This window comes from Micromonospora sp. R311, assembly GCF_056780015.1.
In genome coordinates this window covers 97,613-116,437 of record NZ_JBSWCE010000006.1, presented here as the reverse complement: position 1 = coordinate 116,437, position 18,825 = coordinate 97,613, and the positions used below count along the sequence as shown (strand labels likewise).

The 18,825-nt window shown below is 76.2% G+C and carries 18 protein-coding genes and 1 pseudogene; 7 read left to right on the top strand and 12 right to left on the bottom strand.

From position 1 onward, the window contains the following. Window positions 1-12: 12 nt before the first annotated feature. The 4 genes from AC1WTP_RS06855 to AC1WTP_RS06840 form a co-directional block, all read right to left on the bottom strand. Complete coding sequence (locus AC1WTP_RS06855) at window positions 13-483, bottom strand: RrF2 family transcriptional regulator (RefSeq protein ID WP_481648370.1); 471 nt, start codon at window positions 481-483, stop codon at window positions 13-15. 81 nt (window positions 484-564) lie between these two features. Beyond that, complete coding sequence (locus tag AC1WTP_RS06850; protein WP_481648369.1) at window positions 565-1,449, bottom strand: acyl-CoA thioesterase; 885 nt, start codon at window positions 1,447-1,449, stop codon at window positions 565-567. Then, window positions 1,446-2,894 carry a pyruvate kinase gene (gene pyk / locus AC1WTP_RS06845; protein WP_481648368.1) on the bottom strand — a complete coding sequence of 483 codons (1,449 nt, stop codon included), beginning with the start codon at window positions 2,892-2,894 and terminating at the stop codon, window positions 1,446-1,448. Before pyk ends, AC1WTP_RS06850 begins: the two co-directional genes overlap by 4 nt. Before the next feature lie 368 nt (window positions 2,895-3,262). Next, window positions 3,263-3,628: a YciI family protein gene (locus AC1WTP_RS06840; protein WP_447136143.1), complete on the bottom strand. Its 366-nt coding sequence runs from the start codon at window positions 3,626-3,628 to the stop codon at window positions 3,263-3,265. 223 nt (window positions 3,629-3,851) lie between these two features. Here AC1WTP_RS06840 and AC1WTP_RS06835 point away from each other — a divergent pair, with 223 nt between their 5' ends. Together AC1WTP_RS06835 and AC1WTP_RS06830 are read left to right on the top strand one after the other, a co-directional pair. Beyond that, entirely contained in the window at window positions 3,852-4,256 is a 405-nt protein-coding gene (locus tag AC1WTP_RS06835; protein ID WP_481648367.1) for a hypothetical protein, read from the top strand. Next, window positions 4,253-4,882 (top strand): hypothetical protein, encoded by a 630-nt coding sequence (locus tag AC1WTP_RS06830; protein WP_481648366.1) that lies wholly within the window; start codon window positions 4,253-4,255, stop codon window positions 4,880-4,882. The genes AC1WTP_RS06835 and AC1WTP_RS06830 overlap by 4 nt, the downstream gene beginning before the upstream one ends. 95 nt (window positions 4,883-4,977) lie before the next feature. Here the strand turns inward: AC1WTP_RS06830 and AC1WTP_RS06825 are convergent, their stop codons facing one another. Next, window positions 4,978-9,060, bottom strand: coding sequence for a CHAT domain-containing protein (locus AC1WTP_RS06825; RefSeq protein ID WP_481648365.1), 4,083 nt, complete (start codon window positions 9,058-9,060; stop codon window positions 4,978-4,980). 245 nt (window positions 9,061-9,305) lie between these two features. Between AC1WTP_RS06825 and AC1WTP_RS06820 the strand changes: the two are divergent. After that, window positions 9,306-9,556: pseudogene (locus AC1WTP_RS06820) on the top strand (aldo/keto reductase); the annotation flags it as partial. Window positions 9,557-9,602: 46 nt separating this feature from the next. On the opposite strand, the gene AC1WTP_RS06815 reads toward AC1WTP_RS06820, so the two are convergent. Then, window positions 9,603-10,388: a lipase family alpha/beta hydrolase gene (locus AC1WTP_RS06815; protein WP_481648364.1), complete on the bottom strand. Its 786-nt coding sequence runs from the start codon at window positions 10,386-10,388 to the stop codon at window positions 9,603-9,605. 380 nt (window positions 10,389-10,768) lie between these two features. Further along, window positions 10,769-11,344: a TetR/AcrR family transcriptional regulator gene (locus AC1WTP_RS06810; RefSeq protein ID WP_481648363.1), complete on the bottom strand. Its 576-nt coding sequence runs from the start codon at window positions 11,342-11,344 to the stop codon at window positions 10,769-10,771. Between the two features lie 217 nt (window positions 11,345-11,561). Between AC1WTP_RS06810 and AC1WTP_RS06805 the strand changes: the two genes are divergently transcribed. The 3 genes from AC1WTP_RS06805 (at window position 11,562) to AC1WTP_RS06795 (ending at window position 14,028) form a co-directional block, all read left to right on the top strand. Continuing rightward, window positions 11,562-13,016 carry an MFS transporter gene (locus AC1WTP_RS06805; protein WP_481648362.1) on the top strand — a complete coding sequence of 485 codons (1,455 nt, stop codon included), beginning with the start codon at window positions 11,562-11,564 and terminating at the stop codon, window positions 13,014-13,016. Between the two features lie 76 nt (window positions 13,017-13,092). Next, on the top strand, window positions 13,093-13,581 hold the full coding sequence (locus AC1WTP_RS06800; protein WP_481648361.1) for an isochorismatase family protein: 489 nt from the start codon (window positions 13,093-13,095) through the stop codon (window positions 13,579-13,581). Window positions 13,582-13,599: 18 nt separating this feature from the next. Continuing rightward, window positions 13,600-14,028 carry a nitroreductase family deazaflavin-dependent oxidoreductase gene (locus AC1WTP_RS06795; RefSeq protein ID WP_481648360.1) on the top strand — a complete coding sequence of 143 codons (429 nt, stop codon included), beginning with the start codon at window positions 13,600-13,602 and terminating at the stop codon, window positions 14,026-14,028. Between the two features lie 24 nt (window positions 14,029-14,052). Here AC1WTP_RS06795 and AC1WTP_RS06790 read toward each other — a convergent pair whose 3' ends face one another. The 3 genes from AC1WTP_RS06790 to AC1WTP_RS06780 form a co-directional block, all read right to left on the bottom strand. Next, window positions 14,053-14,382, bottom strand: coding sequence for a hypothetical protein (locus AC1WTP_RS06790; RefSeq protein ID WP_481648468.1), 330 nt, complete (start codon window positions 14,380-14,382; stop codon window positions 14,053-14,055). A gap of 71 nt (window positions 14,383-14,453) precedes the next feature. Further along, a complete protein-coding gene (locus tag AC1WTP_RS06785; protein ID WP_481648359.1) occupies window positions 14,454-14,765 on the bottom strand; it encodes a hypothetical protein in 312 nt (103 codons plus the stop codon). Window positions 14,766-14,835: 70 nt separating this feature from the next. Beyond that, window positions 14,836-15,054, bottom strand: a complete 219-nt coding sequence (locus AC1WTP_RS06780) for a winged helix-turn-helix domain-containing protein (protein WP_302921664.1) — start codon at window positions 15,052-15,054, stop codon at window positions 14,836-14,838. A 250-nt stretch (window positions 15,055-15,304) separates the two neighbouring features. On the opposite strand from AC1WTP_RS06780, the gene AC1WTP_RS06775 reads away from it, so the two are divergent. Beyond that, window positions 15,305-15,556, top strand: coding sequence for a hypothetical protein (locus AC1WTP_RS06775; RefSeq protein WP_481648358.1), 252 nt, complete (start codon window positions 15,305-15,307; stop codon window positions 15,554-15,556). Here the strand turns inward: AC1WTP_RS06775 and AC1WTP_RS06770 are convergent. Both AC1WTP_RS06770 and AC1WTP_RS06765 read right to left on the bottom strand, forming a co-directional pair. After that, window positions 15,490-16,179, bottom strand: a complete 690-nt coding sequence (locus tag AC1WTP_RS06770) for a hypothetical protein (protein WP_481648357.1) — start codon at window positions 16,177-16,179, stop codon at window positions 15,490-15,492. The genes AC1WTP_RS06775 and AC1WTP_RS06770 overlap by 67 nt on opposite strands. Window positions 16,180-16,183: 4 nt before the next feature. Then, window positions 16,184-18,787, bottom strand: a complete 2,604-nt coding sequence (locus tag AC1WTP_RS06765; RefSeq protein ID WP_481648356.1) for an FtsK/SpoIIIE domain-containing protein — start codon at window positions 18,785-18,787, stop codon at window positions 16,184-16,186. Between the last annotated feature and the right edge of the window lie 38 nt (window positions 18,788-18,825).

Genomic DNA, 18,825 nt, shown 5'->3' with positions numbered 1-18,825 from the left:
CGGGGAGCGGGATCAGGTCCAGGCGCGCGGGTCGGCGACCAGCTCGGTGATCCGCCCGGGCAGCGTGCCGCCGGCCACGTCGGCCACGGTGACCAGTTCGAGGATCTCCCGTTCGCTGGCTCGCAGGGCGATCCAGACGTCCTGCAACGCGCGGGCCGCGCCGTGGTAGCCGAGCTGCTCCGGGCGCTGCCCGCGGACGTGCGCCAGCGGACCGTCGATCACCCGGATCACCTCGGCCAGCGAGATCTCCGCCGCCGGACGGGCCAGCCAGTAGCCGCCCTCGGGGCCGCGCTGGGCCTGCACGATGCCGCCCCGGCGCAGCTGCAGCAGGATGCTCTCCAGGAACTTCGGCGGGATCTCCTGGGCGCGGGCGATCTGCTCGGCGGTGACCGGTCGGCCCCGCCCGAGCCCGGCGCCACCGGTCACCGAGGCGAGCTCGACGACCGCTCGAAGGGCGTAGTCGACCCGGGCGGAGAGACGCATGCCGGCAAGGTTAGCCGGCCGGTCACCCCGCCTGGACGATCGCCCCTCGGCCGAACGGCCGGACGCGGTGCGCGGCCCGGTTCACGCCCCGACGCGGCGCAGCAGACCCTCCTGGACGGCGCTGGCGATCTGCCGGCCGTCACGGGTGAACATCCGGCCGGTGGCCAGCCCCCGGGCACCGGACGCGGACGGGCTCCAGCAGTCGTAGAGGAACCACTCGTCGGCGCGGAACGGCCGGTGGAACCAGAGCGCGTGGTCCAGGCTGGCGCCCACCACCCCGCCCGGGCCCCAGACCTCGCCGTGCACGGAGAGCACCGAGTCCAGCAGGGTGAGGTCGGAGGCGTAGGCCAGCGCGCAGGCGTGCAGCAGCGGGTCGTCGGGCAGCTTGCCGTCGATGCGCATCCAGACCCGCTGGTGCGGGTCGGCGGGCCGGTCACCGGGGCGTACCCAGCCGGGCTCGCCGACGTAGCGCACGTCGATCGGGCGCGGGATCTGCCCCCAGATGCCGAGCCGCTCGGGGTAGCGGGAGAGCCGGTCGGTCATGGTCGGGACGTCGTCCGGGCCGGGCACGTCCGGCGGGAGCGGGGCGTGGTGGTCCAGCCCCTCCTCGGCCCGCTGGAACGAGGCCGACATGAAGAAGATCGGCTTGTCGTGCTGGAGCGCGACGCAGCGGCGCACCGAGAAGGAGCGGCCGTCGCGGATGTTCTCCACCTCGTAGGCGATCGGCTCGACCGGGTCGCCGGCCCGCACGAAGTAGCCGTGCAGCGAGTGCACGGTGCGCTCCGGGTCGACCGTCCGGCCGGCGGCGACCAGCGCCTGACCGGCGACCTGGCCGCCGTACACCCGCTGCGGGCCGACCGGCGGGCTGATCCCCCGGAAGGTCATCTCGCCGGTCGGGGTGAGGTCGAGGACCTCCAGCAGCTGGTCGACGGCGGCCTGGCCGACCACGGCCCCGGGGGTGGTCACTGCAGCGCCCGTGCGGACGCCGCGTCGACCAGCGACCCGAGCTGGTGTACGCGCAGCGTGTTGGTCGAGCCGGGGGTGCCGGGCGGGCTGCCGGCGACGATCACCACGTAGTCGCCGGGGTTGGCCCGGTTGAGGCCGAGCAGCGCTTGGTCGACCTGGCGGAACATGTCGTCGGTGTGCTCGACGAACGGCATCAGGAAGGTCTCCACGCCCCAGGAGAGCGCCAGCTGGTTGCGCACCTCGGGCACCGGGGTGAAGGCCAGCAGCGGCAGGTCGCAGTGCAGCCGGCTGAGCCGTCGCACCGTGTCGCCGGTCTGCGAGAACGCGACCAGCGCCTTGGCGCTGATCGCCCGGGCGATCGAGGAGGCGGCGACGGTGAGCGCGCCGCCGTGGGTACGCGGGTCGTGCTGCAGCCGGGGCACCCCGATCGAGCCGGACTCGGTGGTGGTGACGATCTTGGCCATGGTGCTGACGGTGAGCACCGGGTACTTGCCGACGCTGGTCTCGCCGGAGAGCATCACCGCGTCGGCGCCGTCGAGCACGGCGTTGGCGACGTCGGAGGCCTCCGCCCGGGTCGGCCGGGAATTCTCGATCATGGAGTCGAGCATCTGGGTGGCCACGATGACCGGCTTGGCGTTCTCCCGGCACAGCTGCACGGCGCGCTTCTGCACCAGCGGGACCTGGTCCAGCGGCAGCTCCACGCCGAGGTCGCCGCGGGCGACCATGACCCCGTCGAAGGCCAGCACGATCGCCTCGAGGTGATCGACCGCCTCCGGCTTCTCGACCTTGGCCAGCACCGGCCGGTGCACCCCGACCTCGGCCATGATCCCGTGTACCAGCTTGATGTCGTCGGCGGAGCGGACGAAGGAGAGAGCGACCAGGTCGACCCCGAGGCCGAGGGCGAAGCGCAGGTCCTCGGCGTCCTTCTCGGAGAGGGCGGGCACGCTGACCGCCACGTTGGGCAGCGACACGCCCTTGTTGTTGGAGACCGGGCCGCCCTCGGTGACCAGGACGCGGATGTCGTTGCCGGTGACGTCGGTGACCTCCACGGCCACCCGGCCGTCGTCGATCAGCAGCCGGTCGCCGGGCTTGACCTCCTGCGGCAGCTTCCGATAGGTGCAGGAGACCCGGTCCTTGCTGCCGAGCACCTCGTCGCCGGTGATCACCACCGAGTCGCCGGTGCGCCACTCGTGCGGGCCCTCGGCGAACCGGCCCAGCCGGATCTTGGGCCCCTGGAGGTCGGCCAGCACCGCCACCGGCCGCCCGGCCGCCTCCGCCGCCTCGCGGACCAGCCGGTACACCGCCTCGTGGTCCTCGTGGCTGCCGTGGCTGAAGTTGAGTCTCGCCACGTTCATGCCCGCCTCGACGAGCCCCCGGATCCGTTCCGGCGACGAGGTGGCAGGACCAAGAGTGCAGACGATCTTCGCGCGGCGTGTCACGCCCATCAGGCTAGTCTCTCCTCCGGGTCGCACTTCGGGCCGACCCCTTGCGGGACTGCGGAACAAATTGTCCAACGACGCGCGATCCGCGCGCAGCCGGCGGGCGGAACCCGCGCCGGGAACGTTGAGGTGGCGGGCATCGGCGACCGCGCGCCGGGAATCGTACGCCCCCACCGCGGACCGGCGCCCGGGTGCTCCCGCCGGCGGCCCAACTCGACACCGGGGGTGGTGGCGGAGGTCATGGCGACTCCTCGACCGGGCCCGGCCGCCGGCACCCGGCGCGCCCGGATGGTGCTCCTCGCTGCGCCACCGTGGCACCGGGCACCGGCCGGGCGCCGTCGCGACGACGACAGCCACCTTTGGATCCGCCCCGCTCAGCTCTCCGTCTTGGCCAGCGGAAACTCCAGCGAACCGGCCGGGCAGAGGAAGGTCATCACATCCACCCGGTAGAGCCCCGCCTGCACCGCCGGGTCGGCCTCCATCACGCTGCGCACGTCGTCGACCGAGCCGGTGCGGGCCAGGCCGAAGCCGATCGGCGGTTCCGGGTTGCGGGCCGGGCCGTCCACCGAGCCGGCGACCAGGATGATCCCCCGCCGTTGCAGCGCCTGCATGTGCTCGCCGTGCTCGGACTGCAACCGCTGGACCGTCTCCGCCGGCAGCGCCCGCCCGGCCGCGCCGGGATACAGCACGATGCACTCGTACGTGTCGAGCGCGAAGTCGACCTGCGGCACTCCGGCCATGACGCCCCCCTGCTCCGCCGGATCTCGCTAACCTGCGCCCAGCGTCCCACGCGCGGTCCCGGCGCGCGGTCGCTCGGGCCAACTGCGCCCGCCGGCGGCGCACCGCCGAAGCCGGCCGCCCGGGACGACGGACCGCCCGGCCCGCCGGCAGGTCGGCTGACCCGGGTGCGCCGGACGACTACCGTGGACGGTCCGGTCACGGTCTGGTCATCGGAGGTCGCGGATGGACGATCGGGCGCGGACGCAACCGGCGCCGCTGCCGTACGCGGAGGTCACCGACGAGGCGTACGCGCTGGCGGCGGCCGCCACCTTCACCGTGCGCCAGTTCGACGCGGCGGTCGTGCTCAGCGGCGGCTGCCCGCGCTGCCAGGATCCGATCACCTTCACCCTGGTCGACGCGGTCTTCCGCCGGGACGCCCCGCCCGCCCCGCCGCTCGCCGGGGCCGGGCCGGTGGCGAGCCCGGCGGCCGGGCCGGCCGCGGTGCCCGCGCCCCGGGAGGCGACCGCGCCGACGGCCGCGGCCTACCGGACGGTCTTCTGCACCTGCGAGGTCGCCCACCCCCACCGGTCCGAGGGGCAGGTCGGCTGCGGCGCGTACTGGACCCTGCGGCTGGACGTCGAGCCGTGATCCGGCTGCGCCCCGGGCCGCCGGCGACGGTGGCGGACCTGCGCCACGCGCAGGCGCTGGCCGGGCTGCTCCGGGCCGAGCTGGACCGGGTCCGGTCCGCCGCGCTGGCCTGGCGCAACGGTCTGGGCGCCCTGCTGCTCGCCCTGGTCGGCTTCAGCCTGATCCGGGGCCGCACCGACGTGGGCACCCTCGCCGCGGGCTGGGCGGCGCTGGTCGGCGTCCTGCTGCTGGCCGCGCTGGTCTGCGGCGCGGTGGGCGCGCTGGCGCTGCTGCGCGCCGCGCACGGGCGGCTCTCCGTGACGCCGGTGGCCGCGCTGCCGCCCCCGCCGACGGGCGACCACCAGGAGGCGGTCGCCGCGGTCCGCGCCCTGCGCACCGGGGTACGCCTGGTGCTGCTCTGCGCCGCGCTGCTGGTCGCGGCGGTCGGCGTGACCTGGTACGGGCCGCCGCGCACCGGGCCGTTCGTGCAGGTCGGCACCGGCACCGGCACCGTCTGCGGAACGGTGACCGGAACGGCCGGCGGGGCGCTGACGGTCGCCACCGCGGCGGGGCCGGTCCAGGTGCCGCTGACCGCCACCACCTCGATCACGGCCGTGCCGGCCTGCGCACCCGCCGCCCAGCGGTAGACGGGGCGGACCCTCCCCGGCCGCCGCCGCTCGGACGGGCAGCCGCCACTCGGACGGCCGGCCGGGCGCCCCGCCCGCCGGGCAGGTCGGGGCGGTCAGGGGCCGACGTGCACGTAGCCGGCCCAGAGTTCGGGTGCCTCGCGGAGCGCGTGCCGGGTCTCGCGTACCGCGGCGTGCAGGGCGGACGCGGCCCGTTCGGGGTCGATCCGGCCCGGCGCGCCGGGCACCGCCAGCCCGGCGTAGAGGCGGGCGCAGAGCCGGGCGGTGACCGCGTCCGAGATGGACCAGAGCGAGCCGATCACGTGCCGGAACCCGGCGAGCTGGAACGCGGTGCCGAGGCTGATCGTCTCGTCTGGCAGGGTCGCGCCGCCGCGTACCGTCTCGCAGGCGGAGAGCACCGCCAGTCCGGCCGGCCCGGGCGCGCGGAGCTGCCACAGGTCGCGGACGTGCAGCGGGCCGTCGGCGAGCGCCAGCCGACCGAGCGCCGGCGCGGCCAGGTCCTGGGTGCCGTGGCAGGACAGGTGGGCGACCGGGCGGCCGGCCAGCGCGTCCAGCACGGCCCGCCGGGTGGCCGCCGACCCGGTCAGCGGCTGGACCCGGGCCAGGTGCGCGGTGACGATCTCCTGTTCCCGGGCGACGCCGGGCAGGTCGGCCAGCCCCGGGGTCTGCGGCAGGCCGACGAAGAGCGCCGCGTCCACCCCGGCGCCGGCCGGCGGGCCGTCGTCGGCGCGCAGCAGCTCCCGCAGTGAGGCCGTGTACGACGGGACGACCCGGTCGAGCACCCCGTCGCCGGCCGGCGGACCGGCGGCGTGCAGCGGCAGCAGGCTGAGCAGCCCGGTCGGGCACCACCACAGCCGAGGCGGCTCGGTGGCGTCGACGGCCGCGCGGCCGAGGTCGTCGAGGACCGGCCGGGCCACCGCCTGCCACAGCCAGTCGAGCGTCTCGGTGATGGTGCGCCGGGCCGCCAGTCGGCGCCGCTGGTCGGCCAGCGCCTCGGCCGGGCCGCCACCGGCGGCGCCGGACCCGCCGGGCGCGGCCCCGGCGGCGAGCGCGGTGGCCGTGCCGACCGCGGTGATGAGGCCGACCACCCGGGTGACCAGGTCGGCCGAGGTCAGGTGGGGCAGCGGGACCACCCGGACGCCGGTGCCGTCGAGCAGCAGCGCGTCGCACCGGCGCCGCGCCACGTTGACCAGCACCACCGGCCCCCGACCGGCGGCCCGGGCCAGCTCGGTAAAGGCGGGCGGCCGGAGGAAACCCGCGAACCCGGGCACCCGACGGATGTCGGCCAGCAACCCCCGCCGCCGGACGGCGAGCTCGTGCCGCCGTTCCGGCGTGCCGGCTGAGGTGAGACCGTCCAGCTCTGCCTGTACCTCGGCGAACCGGTCGGCCAGCTCCGGTGCCCGGTCGCGGAGCGCGTCCAGGCTGACCCGGGCGTCCCGGACCCGGGCGAGCAGCACGCCCCGGCCGTACTCCAGCAGCTCGACGGCGTGCTCCGGCCGCCCGGCGTCGAGGGCGCACGCGGCGGCGGCCCCGGCCAGCCCCGGGAACCGGGCCAGCAGCCGGGCCTGGTCGTCCGGGTCCATGCCGTGCCAGGCGACCAGGTCGATCAGCTCGATCGCCGAGGCGTACCCGGCCAGGGCGGCGGCCTGGTCGCCGAGGTGCTCGGCCAGGGCGGCGTACTGCCGGGCGGCTGTCGCCCGCAGCAGCGAGGGCGCGGCCTCGACGGCGGCGGCCTCCCGGAGCGCGGCCAGCGCCTCGGCCCGCAGCCCGTCCGGTGAGGCGTCGGCCCACGCACCGGGGTCGGGCTCGACGGGTCCGCTTCCCGCCGCGTCGGGATCGTCCCGCTGCGCGGCGTCGCGGCCGAGGACCGGGTCGCCGCCGTCGAGGACGGCGGCGGCCTCGTCCAGGGCGGTGGCCAGGTTGGCCAGACAGGTCGTCCGCCCGGCGTGCCCGGCGGGCAGGCTGGCCGGCGCCTCGCGGTACGCCCGGACCGCCGCGGCGAGGTCGGCGGAGCGGCCGGGCAGCCGGGACCGCAGCCGCAGCGCGTTGCCGAGGTTGGTCAACAGCCGGTGCCGCTCCGGGAAGTGCACGTCGGTCACGTCGCGGGCCCGTTCCAGCGCGTCGACCGCCTCGTCCAGCGCGGCCGGGTCACCGCTGGCCTGGTGGCGTTGCAGGTGCGCCAGGGCCAGCGTGCCGAGCACCTTGCCCAGCTCCTCGGGACCCGCGCCCCGGCCGGTCAGCTCCGCGGCCTCGCGCAACGCCACCACCGCCGCCGCCAGGTCCGGCTCGGCGGCGGCCGCGCCGCCCGGCGCGGCGAGGCTGACCTCGGCCCGGCGGTTGAGCGCCGCACCGTAGTTGGTCAGGCAGAGCAGCCGGTCCGGGTGCCCGTCCGGGGCCAGGGCGAGCGCCCGGCGCAGCACGTCGACCGCCTCCGTCAGGGTGGCCAGGTCCTGGGTCCGCCCGAAGATCGCCTGGAGCACCAGGCCGAGGTTGGACAGGTACGCCGGCAGCTTCGGCGAGTCGGGCCCGACCGCGGCCACGGCCTCCCGCAGCAGCGCGGCGGCCGGCTCCAACCCGTCGGCCGCCCCCGTCCGGTCGGCGATCTCCCGCCACAGGTTGCCCAGGTTGTTCAGCACGTCGGGGCGGCGGCGGTGCCCGGCCGGGAGCAACCGCTCCGCCTCGCGGCAGGCGTCCTCGCCGGCGCGCAGCGCGTCGAGCCCGCCGAGCGCGGCGTGCCAGTGGCTCAGCGCGTACCCGAGGTCGGCGAGGCGGACGCCGCGCTCGGTGTCGTCGGGGGCGCCGGTGACGCCGGCCCGCAGCAACCGGACCGCCTCGGTGAGGTCGTCGGCGCGCCGGTCCCGGGCGTACCGGGTCTCCAGCAGTTTGCCGGCGGCGTGCCGCAGCCCGTCCCGGTCCGGCCCGGCACCGGCGGCGGCCAGGTAGGCGTCGATCGCCGCGTCGAGGTCGGCCGGGGCGCCGTCGGCCTCGTGCCGGGCGCCGAGCAGCGCGGCCAGGCCGACCCGCACCACCGGCTCCAGGTCCGGGCCGAGGCCGCCGGCGGCCAGCGCCGAGCGGTAGGCCGCGATCGCCGCGTCCCGGTCGGCGGTGGCGGCCGGGGAGAGCACGAACCGTTCGGCGAGAACCGTGCCGAGCACCGCGGCGATCCGCCCGTCGCCCTGCTTCTCGGCGGCATCGGTCAGGGCGTCGACCGCGCGATCCAGGTCGGCCGGGTCGTGGCGCAGCCGCCAGCGGTCGCGCAGCCGCTGGCCGAGGTTGGCCTGCGCGGTGGCCCGGATCCGGGGGTCCGCCTCGGCCCGTGCCGCCTCACCGAGCAGGGTGATCGACTCGTCCAGCGCCGCCCGGTCGCCGTCGAGCTCGAAGGTGTCGCCGAGCACCTTGCCGAGGTTGAACATCCGCACCGGGCGTTCCCGGTCGCCCCGCGGGGTGGCCGCCAGGCTCTCCCGGTGCGCCTCGACGGCCCGGCGCAGGTGGTCGGGCGCGCGGCCCAGGTGCAGGAACGTGTCCCGGTGCACCCGCCCCAGCGCGGAGAGGTAGTGCGGCCGGGCGGGGTCGCCGGCCGGCGTGCCGGCGACGGCCCGGCGCAGCAGGTCGGTGGCGCGCTCGGCGACCCGGTAGTCGCCGGTCCGCTCCGCCCCGCCCATCAGCCGCACCGCCTCCAGGAACAGCGCCATCGGCTCGTCGCCGCCCGAGCCGCCGGCCGCGCCCGGGCCGCCGGAGCCGGCCCGGGGAGAGCCGCCCGGGGCGGTGCGGGCGGTGGCGTCGCGGGGCGCGGCGCGCTGGTCCGGCACGGCGGCGCGGGCGGCGGTGGACCGGGGGCCGTGCACCCGCAGCAGGGCCACCAGCGAGGGGGGCACCCGCTCGGGCGCGGCCTTCAGCAGCATCTCGGTCAGCAGGACCGCGTGGTCCAGGTCGGCCTGGTCCTGGCCGGCCGGCAGCACCTGGTAGCGGTACCAGTGCAGGCAGGCGATGAGGAAGACGGCCTCCGCCGTGCCGTCGTCGATGCCGTCCGGGCGGACGGCCCGCGAGATGAGGTCGGCTACGGCGTCCGCGTCCCGCATCGCCCCCGGGTCGAGCACGTGCCGGGGGTCCATGGTGGAACCGAACGCGTCCAGCCGCTGGCGCAGCCGGCCCACCGGGTCACTGTTCCGTCGCCACATCCAGCCTCCCCGGTCGGCTTCCGCCGTGCCTCATCAGGGGTAGCAGACCGGTACGACGGCCGGCGAGCGCAAAGCCGACACCACGCCCGGCGCGGTGGCGAGATTCGGCCGCAGGAGACGAGAGGACCACGACTGATGGCAATCGACGGCGACCGGCGGCCGGCGACGGCGGCCGGCACCTGACCGGATCGGCGGGGACCTCCGGGGACCGGCTCGGCTACGGCGCGATGCAGCTCACCGGCACCGACCTGGCGTTCATCCCCTGGTTCCCGATCGCCACCGGCAACCTGGCCCGGCCGGCGGGCCGCTGGACGTGATCGCCGCCGAGCACGGCGCGACGCCCGCGCAACTGGCGCTCGCCCGGCTGTTGCGCCGATCGCCGGTCATGCTCCCCATCCCGGGTACGTCGTCGGTGGCGCACCTGGAGGAGAACGTCGCCGCGGCGGAGGTGAGGCTGACCGGCGACGAGTTCGCGGCGCTGACCAAGGCGGTCTGAGCGGCGCCGGGCGGGCGGGGACAGCCCCGCCCGCCCGGCGGCCGGGCTAGACCGCGAAGCAGTTCGGGCGGACCGGGGCGTCGGCCAGCGCGCCCCGGATCACCGTGTACGTGGTGCCGTCGAGCACCAGCCCGAGGTGGCCGACCACCCGCAGCGGGCAGTACGACTGGATCAGCACGTTGGTCGACCCGTCGTTGAGCAGCGCGTGGTCCACCGGCCGGACCAGTTCGTCCTGGAGCGTCCGCACCGTGGTGTACCGGAGCGTGCCGGGGGTGTCGTCGCCGGCGTTGAGGTCGGCGAGGAAGGCCGAGCCGATGGACATCTGCTGGCAGGCGACCACGCCGGCGCAGCTGCCGAGGCCGAGGAACTTCAGGATGTTGGCCACGTAGGTGCCGTACTGGGGCGAGCCGAGGCTGACGTAGCGGGCGACGGCGCCGGTGCCGCCCAGCCGCTTGAGGTAGTAGCGGGAGACGAGACCGCCCTCGGAGTGGCCGACCAGGTCCACTCTGGCCGCGCCGGTGGCCGCGCGGACCTGCTCGACGTACCCGGCGAAGGAGCGGGCGGAGGCGGGGATGTCGCCGAGCCCGAGGCCCGGCAACTGGTAGATGAAGACCCGGTGCCCGTCGCCGCGCAGTCGGGCGGCGAGCGGTTCGTAGGCGACGGCGACTCCGCTGAGGCCGCCGACGACGATCACCGGGTTGGCGGCGGCGGTGGCGGTGACGGCGGGTGCGGCGTCCGCCCGGTCCGGCGCCGCGACGGCGGCGGTGGCCGGGACGAGCAGGGTGGCGGCGGTGGCGAGGGCGGCGGCGGTGACGATCTTTCGGAGCAGCATGGCTGCACCTCCGACGGGAGGCACCCGGCGAACCGGGGAGACGGGTGGGGTGTCCGATCGACCGTGGGACGATGATGCGCGTCACAATCCAGAAACGTCAATGTAAAGTTACGCGCCGGTAACCCGTTGTTCCACAGAGCAGGCAATCCGGCATTTCGCTCCCCGAATCTCCACAAGGGAGCACTGCTTTCCCCTGCCCCGCAACGGGTTGTCAGCCGGCAGGGAGGCGGGAGGCCGCGGCCGGGCGCTCCCCGCACGCGCGTCGGCCCGTCCGGCGGTCCCGGCCGGCCGGGACCGCCGTTACAGCGGTGGGACGAGGAGTGGCTGGTGCTGGCCGACCGCTGAACCCGCCCGGCGCGGCGCCCGGTAGCGGGCGGCCGTCAGTTCGCCGGCTGCCGGAGGCCGTCGAGGGCGATGCCGAGCACCCGGTCGCGCTGCTCCGGGGCGGTGAACTGGGCCATGGTGAGACCACTGATCAGCCGCAGCACGTCGTCGAAGGAGACGTCCGGCCGCACCGCGCCGGCGCTCTGCGCCCGGCGCAGCATCGGCGCGCCGGCCGCGTAGATCTCGACGCGGCAGGTGCGGAAGACCTCGGAGTCGTGCACAAGCTCCTCGGCGAGCGCCCGCTTGGTGGCCACGTAGCCGACGAACCGGTGCAGCCAGGCGACCAGCGCGTCCCACGGCGGCAGGTCGGCGAGGTCGGCCGCGGAGCGGGAGAGCGCCTGGACCTCGTCGACGTAGACCGCCTCGAACAGGTCGCGCCGGGTCGGGAAGTGCCGGTAGAGGGTGCCGATGCCGACCTTGGCCCGCCGGGCGACCTCCTCCAGCGAGGCGCCCGCGCCGCACTCGGCGAACGCCTCGCGGGCGGCGGCGACCAGCGCGTCGTAGTTTCGCCGGGCGTCGGCCCGTTTGGGGCGCCGCGCGAAGACCGCCGGCACCTCTTCACCGTTGGTCATGGCGCAGGTCACCCCTCGTCGGTTGCATCCGGAGGCATCCCTCCGTTACCTTAGTGGAGGCACCCCTCCGGAACTGACCGGAGCCGTGCCTCCGGATAGCGTACTCCGGCTCCCCTGCTCGATCCCGGCGCGCGGCGATCGACGGCCCACAGACCACGACCACGCCGGGCGACCACCGTCGCCGGCGCCCGTACCTCACGTCTTTGGAGTTCCAACCGTGGCAGTGACACCCCGACGCGGCTCGCGTCGGCTGACCTTCCTCGTCCTCGCCGCCGGTGCCGGGTTCTTCGCGATGCTCCAGTCGCTGATCACCCCGGTGCTGCCCACCATCCAGCACGACCTGCACACCTCACAGAACACCGTCACCTGGGTGCTGACCGCCTACCTGCTCTCAGCGGCGATCTTCACACCGATCCTCGGCCGGGTCGGCGACATGGTCGGCAAGGGGCGGATGCTCGTCGTCTCCCTCGTCGCGCTGGCCGTCGGCTGCCTGCTCGCGGCGGTCGCGCCGAGCATCGGCGTGCTGATCGTCGCCCGGGTCGTCCAGGGCATCGGCGGCGCGGTCTTCCCGCTCTCGTTCGGCATCATCCGCGACGAGTTTCCCGCCGCGCGGGTCTCCTCGGCCGTCGGCGTCATCTCCGCGATCATCGCCGCCGGCAGCGGCGTGGGCGTGGTGCTGGCCGGGCCGATCGTCGCCGCGCTCGACTACCGCTGGCTGTTCTGGATCCCGATGGTGATCGTCGGGCTGACCGCGCTGGCCGCGCACCTGCTGGTGCCCGAGTCGCCGGTGCGCACCCCGGGCCGGATCAACTGGCTCGCCACGGTGCTGCTCTCCGCCGGGCTGGTGGCACTGCTGCTGCCGATCAGCAAGGCGACCACCTGGGGCTGGACCTCCGGCCCGGTGCTCGGCCTGCTGGCGCTCGCCGCCGTGCTGCTGGCCGGCTGGCTGGTGGCGGAGATCCGCTCCGACAACCCGCTGATCGACATGCGGATGATGCGCCTGCCCTCGGTCTGGACGACCAACCTGGCCGCCCTGCTCTACGGCGGGTCGATGATGGCCGTCTTCGCGTTCCTGCCGCAGTTCGCGCAGACGCCCACCCTGGCCGGCTACGGCTTCGGCTCCAGCATCACCGAGGCCGGGCTGCTGATGCTGCCGATGCTGGTCACCATGTTCCTGGCCGGCGTGGTCAGCGGCCGGCTGGAGGCCCGGTTCAGCGCCAAGGCCCAGCTGGTCAGCGGCGCCGCGGTCAGCGCCGTGGCGCTCGCCCTGCTGACCGTCGCGCACGACACCCGCTGGGAGGTCGCGCTCGTCGCCGGGCTCTTCGGTCTCGGCATCGGGCTGGCCTTCGCCTCGATGGCCAACCTGGTGGTGCAGAACGTCCCGGCCCGGCAGACCGGCGTGGCCTCGGGGATGAACGCCAACATCCGTACCATCGGCGGCGCGATCGGCGCGGCCGTGGTCAGCGGCATCATCACCGCCCACCCGCAGGCCAACGGGCTGCCCCGGGAGGCCGGCTTCACCCTCGGCTTCCTGGTCCTCACCGCCCTGTCGCTGGCCGCCATGGCCGCGGCGCTGGCCGTCCCGTCCGCCCACCGGCGCCGCCGGGCCGGGGCCGCCCCGGGCGTACCGGCCGGCGCGGACGAACTGGTGCCGGTCCCGGCGTCGCAGTAGCTCACCCGTGCCCCGGAGTCGGCCCCGGTCCCCGCGTCACGCGAGGGGCCGGGGCCGGCGGCATATGATCATCAACGTGACCCGCGCCCTCGTGCTGATCGACCTGATGCCCCGGATCATCGCCCTCGACCTGGCGCCGCACACCGGCGCCGAGGTCCTCGACCGGTGCCGGCGGCTCGCCGCCGCCTTCCGGGCCGCCGGCGAACCGGTGGTGCAGGTCCGCGTCGAGCGGCCCGGCGTCGCCGAGCAGCCGCCCGGCAGCGACTTCGCCGAGGACCTGGTCGCGCCGGGCGACATCGCCGTGGTCAAGCGGACGGTGGGCGCCTTCCACGGCACCGACCTGGACGAGCAGCTGCGCCGACGCGGGGTCGACACCGTCGTGCTGGCCGGGCTGGTGACCACGATGGGCGTCGAGTCGACCGCCCGGGCGGCCAGCGACCACGGCTACGAGCTGGAGTTCGTGGCCGACGCGATGTCCGGCTTCGCCGCCGACGAGCACGACTTCACCGTCAGCCGGATCTTCCCCCGGTTCGGCGCCGTCCGGGTCACCGCCGACTACCGCTGAGACCGCTACCCTGGCCCGATGGCCGAGACCATTGAGGACAGCCCCGTCGGGTGGGTCGCCAGCCACGTGCGGCGCTACCTGGCAACCGACGGCGCCGACGGCGGGAAGTACCACGGCTACGACACCCTGCTCCTCACCACCCGGGGCCGCCGCTCCGGCACGTTGCGCCGCACCGCGCTGATCTACGGCCGCGACGGTGACCGCTACCTGCTGGTCGCCTCGAACGGCGGGGCGCAGCGGCACCCCAACTGGTACCTGAACCTGTGCGCCGATCCCGAGGTGCGGGTGCAGGTCGGCGCGGAGACGTTCCCGGCCCGGGCGCGCACCGCCACCGCCGAGGAACGGCCCCGGCTGTGGCAGCTGATGACCGAGGTCTTCCCGACGTACGCCCGCTACCAGCAGCAGACCGACCGGGAGATCCCCGTGGTGGTCATCGAACGCACCTGACCGCTCAGCGCCAACCCCGTCCGGTCAGGCCGGGAAGCGGATCACCGGCAGGTCACCACCGTCACCGTACGCCTTGCCCTCGCCGGTGAGCACGCAGGCGTCGTGCTCCAGGACGGCCATGACCGCCGCGGCCAGATCCACCCGGCCGGTGACCGTTCGCCAGTAGGCCAGCTCCTGCCAGTCCTCACCCCAGGTCGATAGCACGGCGCAGGCCGAGCGGTCCAGCAGCCGATGCAGCACCGCCCGGTCGGCCGGGTCGTCGAGCACTGCCAGCGCCTCGGCGACGGCGACGGCCGGCACGCCGAACCGCACCCCGTCCTGGGCGACCTCGTGAATGGGCTCGGCGACGTCCATCGAGCCGGCGACGTAGGCGAGCAGCGCGGACCGGTCCAGCACCAGCCGCACCGCCGGCAGGTCGGGCCCGGTCACGCCGCCGGAGCCGAACGGTCGGCGCCGTCGAACATCTCCTGTGCCGCGCGACGCGAGCGGTCCCGCAGCGCCGCCCGCCGACCGGGCGACCACTCCTGCTCCACCTCGGCACGGCGGGCCCGGGCCCGGGCCCGGCCCTCGGCCGAGACCGTCATGCCACGGCGGGCCAGTTCCGCGTCGAGGTCTTCGGCACGCATCCGGGCCCGGACGGCCTCGACCACGTACGCGCTGGCATTGGGCTCACGATCCAGGCGCTCCGCCACGTCCTGCGGCAACGAGAAGGATTTCTTGCTCACCGGGCCGGTCATACCAGGCACTCTATCGAATCGCACCGACTACCGTCACCGATTGACGGCCCAGTACGACAATGGCGTGGACTCAGCGCTCCGCGACGAAGACGCCGACGCCCGGCACGCCCACGACCAGGCCCTCGGCCTTGAGGGTCAGCATCGCGTTCCGCACGACGATCGCGGAGACGCTGTGGATCTGGCACAGCTGCGAGGTGGAGGGCAGCTTCTCTCCGGGCGACAACTCGCCCGAGGCGATCTGCTTGCGGATGTGCTCGGCAAGCTCAACCCACTTGGGGCTCGGCGGCATGGCGGTACTCCCTGGTCAGCACCGCCATTTGACCACTGCTCATCTTGTTATCGCAAGTGATAGCTTGACTGCGATAGCTTGTTATCCTAGGCTTCGAATTGACGGCTCCCTGGTCAGCACCCGCGGAGTTGGTCCTTCCCCACCGCGCAGAGCGCCTGGCCGGCCGACCCGAACGGCCGGCCGGGCGTGCCGTGGCCTGCCCACATCGCCCCGAGTCAGCAGCAAGGAGACCCCGGACAGGAGCGCACCCGTGCACGACCTCCCCCGCCACGACCGCGATGGCACACCGCCGGACGGCAGCAACCCGGAGCGCGCCGGCCCGGGCGACGCCAGCACTCCCCTGGCGTCCGATGAGGACATCGCCGACGCCGACGACATCCTCTTCTGCCATCCGCCCCGGGTGGTGACCCGCTGGCTCTGCGGCTGCGGCGAGGACTACCCGTGTCCCGACGTGCGCTTCGCCCGGCTGGTCAAGACCGCCCGGGTGAGGACCGCCCGCTGACCGCCACCGGGAGCGGGCATCGCCGGCCTTCCCCACCGCCGGAGCACCAGCCACCCGGCGACCAGCGCGGCGGCGGGCAGCCCGGCCCACAGCCACCGGTTGCCGAGCACCTCGACTCCGGCGGCGAGCACGATGCCGAGCATGACCAGCGCCCCGACCCCGGCGGCGGCCAGCTGGACGGCGACGGCCCGCGCGATCGGCGACCAGCCCGGCAGCAGCGCCGGCCGCTGGGCCAGCAGCTCGGCCTGGTGGCCGTGCCGGTCCGCCTCGTCGGCGTAGCGCCGGGCCAGCTCCAGCGCGACCACCGTGTCGACCCCGGCCGGGCGCGGCTCCGACGCCGCCGCCGAACCGGCCGGCGGGGTGGCGGGTGGCTGCCCGGTCGCGCGGCCGAGCTGGTCGAGGCGCTCGCCCTGGGCGGTGAGCCGGCGGTCCAGGTACTCGGCGCTGACGGGCAGGTTGCGCCGGCGCTCCGCGTCGCCGTCCCGCTCGGCAGCCCCGTCCCGCTCGGCAGCCCCGTTCCGCTCGGGAGCCCCGTCCCGCTCCGCGTCGCCGTCCCGCTCGGGCTCCCGGCGCTGTTCGGCCAGTTGCCGGGCCAGCGCCGCGTACTCGGCGAAGGTGGACATCCGTTCAGCCCTCCCGGTCCGGCTCGTGCCCGTCGCCGGTGAACGGCACGATCAGCCGGGTGCGCTGGTCGTGCCGGTCGACCAGCAGCGCCCGGTCGGGCCGGGGCGTATAGGCGAGGTCGGGCACCCCGAGGTACGGCCCCAGCTCGGCGCCGGGCACGTCCAGCGCGACCAGGCAGGCGATGTCGTCGGGCTGCCGCGCGGCGCCGAGGTCGTCGGCGAGCCGGAGCAGGTCCCGCCACCAGCCGAGCAGGTGCACACCGCGGCCGGGCCCGTGACGCAGCAGGACCCGCAGGTCGTCGTGGCCGGTGCGGGAGGTCTCCCGGTCGGCGGTCGCCAGCGCCGCGCTCGCGGCGTCCGCGCCGAACAGCACCAGGTAGGTGCGGGCGGTGACCTCGGCGACCGCCGCCGCGGCAGCGGGATCGGCCGCCGGGAGCCGCGCGGCGAGGGCGGCGAGGTGCCTGCGCAGCCCGGCGGCGTCGAGCCGGTCGACCGGATGGCCGGCCGCCGCCAGCGTGGCGGCGGTGTCCGCGGCGGCCGGGTCGGCCGCGGCGACCAGCGGGGCGAGCAGGAACCGGGCGTCGCCCGGGGCGTGCTGCCGGGCGAGGCTCAGGGTGGCCGCGCGCAGCACCGCCGCGCCGGTGGCCGCGCCGCCGACCACGGCGAGGTGCCGGCCGGGAGTGGTGTCCATGATGAACAGCGCGGACGTGCCGTCCACGTCGACGGTCCGGCCGACCAGCGCCAGCGGGCGCCGGCCGCCCGGCCGCAGCCCGGCGAACGTGGCGTCGTCCTCGACGCGCGCGGTCGCGTACCCCTCGAAGACCGACGGCGGGCGCGCGCCGGCCGGGCGGGCCCGCCAGAGTTCGCGGTGCAGCCGGGCCAGCTCGCCGCCGGCGGCGTGCGCGTCAGGGAACCGGAGGACGGTGTCCGTACCGGCCGCGGTGCTGAGCACGGCCGAGCCGATCGGCAGGCTGTCCGCCCGGTCGTCGCCCGGGTCGAGCACCCCGCCGCCACCCGGCAGCGCCACCCGTAGCGAAAGCCGCCGGAGGAGCGCCTCGGCCCGGCCGGGCAGCGCGGCGGTGGGGCTCGGGCCGGCCAGCACCAGGTGCACCCCGGACGAGCCGTTCGCGCCGACCAGTTCGGCCAGCAGGTCCACCGCCTCGCCGGCCAGCGCGTCGTCCCCGGCCAGCAGCAGGTCGAACCCGTCGACCACGGCGACGATCCGGGGCAGCGGAGTGTCCCGGGGCAGGTCCGCCAGCTTGGCGACGCCGTGCCGCCGCCGGGTCGCGGCGCGCCGGGGCAGCTCGCGGTGCAGGTCGCGCAGCACGGCCAGGCCGTACTCCCGGTCGGGCTCGACGCCGACCGCGCGGATGTGCGGCAACCAGCCGGGCTCCCCGGCGGTGGGCACGAGGTCGCCGAAGCCCACCCGGCCGGTGAAGTCGAGCAGGTAGAGCTGGAGGTCGGCCGGGGCGTAGCGGGCGGCCAGGCCGTGCACGACACCGCGCAGGAAGGACGTCCGGCCGGCGCCGGCGGGCCCGGCGACCAGCCAGTGCGGGGTGGCGTCGTCGAGCGCGGCGGCGACAGGTCCCGTGCCGGCCCGGCCGACCACGGTACGCAGCCCACCGGCCGCCGAGCCGGTCCAGTGCCGCTCGGGCAGCAGTTCGGCGAAGGTCACCGCCGCGTTCGAGGGCGCGCCGAGGCGTTCGGCGAGCGCGGCCACCTCGGCGGCCGGCGGGTCGCCGTCGAGCAGCACCGGGGCGGCGAGCCCGCTGCCGTCGGCGCTGAACGGCGCGCCGGGCGGGTCGCCGACGTGGGCGTGCCGCTCGGCCAGCCGGACCCGGGTGGTGGCGGCCAACGTGGCCGGCGGGTCGCCCGGCGGCGGCCAGCCGGCGGCCAGGACGCAGACCGCGGCGGCCGGGCCGGCCCGGGTGAGCGCGGCGAGCCGGGCCGCCGTCCCGGAATCGGGGACCGCCGCGGCGACGACGACCAGCAGGTTCCGGTCGGACCGGGCGGTCTGGGCGTGCCGTTCGGCGGCGTCGAGCAGCGCGGTGACCTCGGCCTCGCCGGTCGCCGGCGGCGCCAGCGTGCCGGCGTCGACCAGCGGCCGCAGCGGACCGACCGCGAACCCCGGCCCGGCGGGGCCCGCACCAGCGCGGTCGCCGCCGGCGGAGTCCGGACCGGCGCGGTCGACGCCTGCGGGATCGACGTCGACGGGTTCAGCGCCGGCCGGGTCGAGGAGAGTGACCCGGACCCCGCCCGGTGGGGCGGCGGCGAGCAGCCGCAGCACCACGGCGCGCAGCAGCCCGGCCACCCGGGGATCGCGGGCATCCACGTCGAGCGCGAGGTGGTGGCCGGCGCCGAGCGGCACCAGGACCGGGAAGTCGCCGTCCGGGGTGGACGCCGACCCGATCCGGACGGCGGCCGGCGTGCCGGCGAGCGGGGCCGGCCCGGCCAGCGCGTCGCCGAGGCGGGCCAGCCGGGCCACCAGATCGGCGGGGGCCGCCGGCTGTCCGGTCGGGTCCAGTGCCCGGCGGGCGGCGTCGAGGTGCGCCCGGGCGGCCCGGTGGGCGGCCACCGCCTGCCCGTACGCCGACGCGAGCCCGCCCATCCACCGCTCCCGTCGCCGGCGCCCCTGGTCCCTGCGAA

Excerpts from the sequence above, each read along its gene's own strand:
- AC1WTP_RS06855 (WP_481648370.1), bottom strand. The coding sequence starts at position 483 with ATGCGTCTCTCCGCCCGGGTCGACTACGCCCTTCGAGCGGTCGTCGAG.
- pyk (WP_481648368.1), bottom strand. The coding sequence starts at position 2,894 with ATGGGCGTGACACGCCGCGCGAAGATCGTCTGCACTCTTGGTCCTGCC.
- AC1WTP_RS06840 (WP_447136143.1), bottom strand. The coding sequence starts at position 3,628 with ATGGCCGGAGTGCCGCAGGTCGACTTCGCGCTCGACACGTACGAGTGC.
- AC1WTP_RS06835 (WP_481648367.1), top strand. The coding sequence starts at position 3,852 with ATGGACGATCGGGCGCGGACGCAACCGGCGCCGCTGCCGTACGCGGAG.
- AC1WTP_RS06825 (WP_481648365.1), bottom strand. The coding sequence starts at position 9,060 with ATGTGGCGACGGAACAGTGACCCGGTGGGCCGGCTGCGCCAGCGGCTG.
- AC1WTP_RS06815 (WP_481648364.1), bottom strand. The coding sequence starts at position 10,388 with ATGCTGCTCCGAAAGATCGTCACCGCCGCCGCCCTCGCCACCGCCGCC.
- AC1WTP_RS06810 (WP_481648363.1), bottom strand. The coding sequence starts at position 11,344 with ATGACCAACGGTGAAGAGGTGCCGGCGGTCTTCGCGCGGCGCCCCAAA.
- AC1WTP_RS06795 (WP_481648360.1), top strand. The coding sequence starts at position 13,600 with ATGGCCGAGACCATTGAGGACAGCCCCGTCGGGTGGGTCGCCAGCCAC.
- AC1WTP_RS06790 (WP_481648468.1), bottom strand. The coding sequence starts at position 14,382 with ATGGACGTCGCCGAGCCCATTCACGAGGTCGCCCAGGACGGGGTGCGG.
- AC1WTP_RS06785 (WP_481648359.1), bottom strand. The coding sequence starts at position 14,765 with ATGACCGGCCCGGTGAGCAAGAAATCCTTCTCGTTGCCGCAGGACGTG.
- AC1WTP_RS06780 (WP_302921664.1), bottom strand. The coding sequence starts at position 15,054 with ATGCCGCCGAGCCCCAAGTGGGTTGAGCTTGCCGAGCACATCCGCAAG.
- AC1WTP_RS06770 (WP_481648357.1), bottom strand. The coding sequence starts at position 16,179 with ATGTCCACCTTCGCCGAGTACGCGGCGCTGGCCCGGCAACTGGCCGAA.
- AC1WTP_RS06765 (WP_481648356.1), bottom strand. The coding sequence starts at position 18,787 with ATGGGCGGGCTCGCGTCGGCGTACGGGCAGGCGGTGGCCGCCCACCGG.